The 2,118-nt window shown below is 62.6% G+C and carries 2 protein-coding genes; both read left to right on the top strand.

Annotated features, from left to right (window positions below; translation table 11 throughout):
- Window positions 1-139: hypothetical protein (locus DBR24_RS32755; protein ID WP_256591618.1), on the top strand; the 139-nt coding region annotated here is incomplete at its 5' end.
- A 495-nt stretch (window positions 140-634) separates the two neighbouring features.
- Window positions 635-2,118 (top strand): S8 family serine peptidase (locus DBR24_RS18320; RefSeq protein ID WP_146189079.1); only part of this gene is annotated, 1,484 nt, incomplete at its 3' end.

Here is a 2,118-nt window from a genome sequence, read left to right as displayed (position 1 = left end):
CCGCCGCGATCTGGCGCAGGCGCGGTACGACTATTTGATGGCCTGGACCAAATTGCATTACTACGCCGGGACCTTGAACGAACAAGATCTGGCGCGGGTGGATGAAGCTTTTGTGGTAGCTCAACAGCCCTCACCCTAACCCTCTCCCAGAGGGAGAGGGGACCGATTGGGGGATATTTCAGAGGTACACCGACCTGATCGAGCGGCGCTGAATCCACAATCGACCCGGTTCTTCAGGTCGTTGAATGACGCAAGACAGCTCGGTCTGCTCCCTCTCCCTCGGGGAGAGGGCTGGGGTGAGGGGAACAGGCAGCAGCGCAGAAAAACCTGCATAAAACAATAAATTTCGGAGGTGCATTCGATCCGTTTCTTCAGGTCGGTGAATGACGCAAGACAGCCCGGTCGGCTCCCTCTCCCTCGGGGAGAGGGCTTGGGTGAGGGGAACAGGCAGCACCGCAGACAAACCTGCATAAAACAATAAATTTCGGAGGTGCATTCGACCCGTTTCTTCAGGTCGGTGAATGACGCAAGACAGCTCGGTCTGCTCCCTCTCCCTCGGGGAGAGGGCTGGGGTGAGGGGAACAGGCAGCACCGCAGACAAACCTGCATAAAACAATAAAAGTGAGTGGTGAACATGGACGTACGCTTCAAGCCGGCATCGGTCGGCACCCTGTTGCTTGCAGTTTCTGTTGCGCAGGCCCAGGCGCAGTACCTGGAAACCGGCAAACCCGGCGATCCCGCCAGTTGGCGCAGCACCGAGTTTCTGCGCGACTGGGGCCTGGAACGCATGCAGGCCGACCAAGCCTATGCCGCCGGCATCACCGGCAAAGGGGTGAAAATCGGCGCGCTCGATTCCGGTTTCGATGCCGCCCATCCCGAGTTCGCCAGCGACCGCTATCACCCGGTACTGGCCAGCGGCAGCTACGTTGACGGCTCGCTGTTCAACGTCGACGGCACTCTCAACCCGAACAACGACTCCCACGGCACCCACGTGGTCGGCACCATGGGGGCGTCCCGCGACGGCAGCGGCATGCACGGGGTGGCGTATAACGCGCAGCTCTACGTCGGCAACACCAACAAGAACGACAGCTTCCTGTTCGGCCCCAACCCCGACCCGCGTTATTTCAAAGCGGTGTATGACGCCCTGGCCGATGCCGGCGTGCGCGCGATCAACAACAGCTGGGGCAGTCAGCCGCCGGATGTCAGCTATCGCACCCTGGCCGATCTGCACGCCGCCTACGCCCAACACTACAACCAAGGCACCTGGCTCGACGCCGCAGGCGACGTGTCGCGCCGTGGTGTGATCAACGTGTTCAGCGCCGGCAACAGCGGTTACCCGAATGCCAGCGTGCGTTCCGCGCTGCCGTACTTTCAGCCGGACCTTGAAGGTCACTGGCTGGCCGTCTCTGGGCTCGACCAGGGCAATCAGCAGAAGTACAACCAATGCGGCCTCGCCAAGTACTGGTGCATCACCACGCCGGGGGCGAAGATCGACAGCACCATCCCCGGTGGCGGTTACGCGATCAAGTCCGGCACCTCGATGGCGGCGCCGCACGCCACCGGCGCCCTGGCGCTGGTGATGGAACGTTACCCGTACATGAACAATCAGCAGGCGCTCGAAGTACTGCTGACCACCGCCACGCAGCTCGATGGCTCGGCTACCGACGCACCGACCGCTCAGGTCGGCTGGGGCGTGGTCAACCTGAACCGGGCCATGCGCGGGCCGGGCCAGTTGCTCGGCGCGTTCGATGCCAGTCTGGGGGCGGGGCAGCGCGATATCTGGAGCAATGACATCTCCGACAAGGCACTGATCCAGCGTCAGAGCGAGGATCTCGCCGAACACAAAGCCTGGCAGCAAACCCTGCAGGACAAGGGCTGGCAGAACGGCGTCCCGGGCGGTGCCAGTCAGCAGGATCAGACCGACTATGCCATCGGCAGCGCCCGCGACGCAGCGGCGGCGCAGCGGATTTATCAGGGCAGCCTGATCAAGTCCGGCGCCGGGCAGTTGATCCTCACCGGCAACAATACCTATCGCGGCCCGACCACGGTCAATGACGGCTTGTTGACGGTGAACGGTGCGCTGACGTCTGCCGTGACCGTGAACGACAACGCTACGCT

This window comes from Pseudomonas sp. HMWF006, assembly GCF_003061205.1.
Classification (GTDB): domain Bacteria; phylum Pseudomonadota; class Gammaproteobacteria; order Pseudomonadales; family Pseudomonadaceae; genus Aquipseudomonas; species Aquipseudomonas monsensis.
This window is presented reverse-complemented; position numbering and strand designations above follow the sequence as displayed.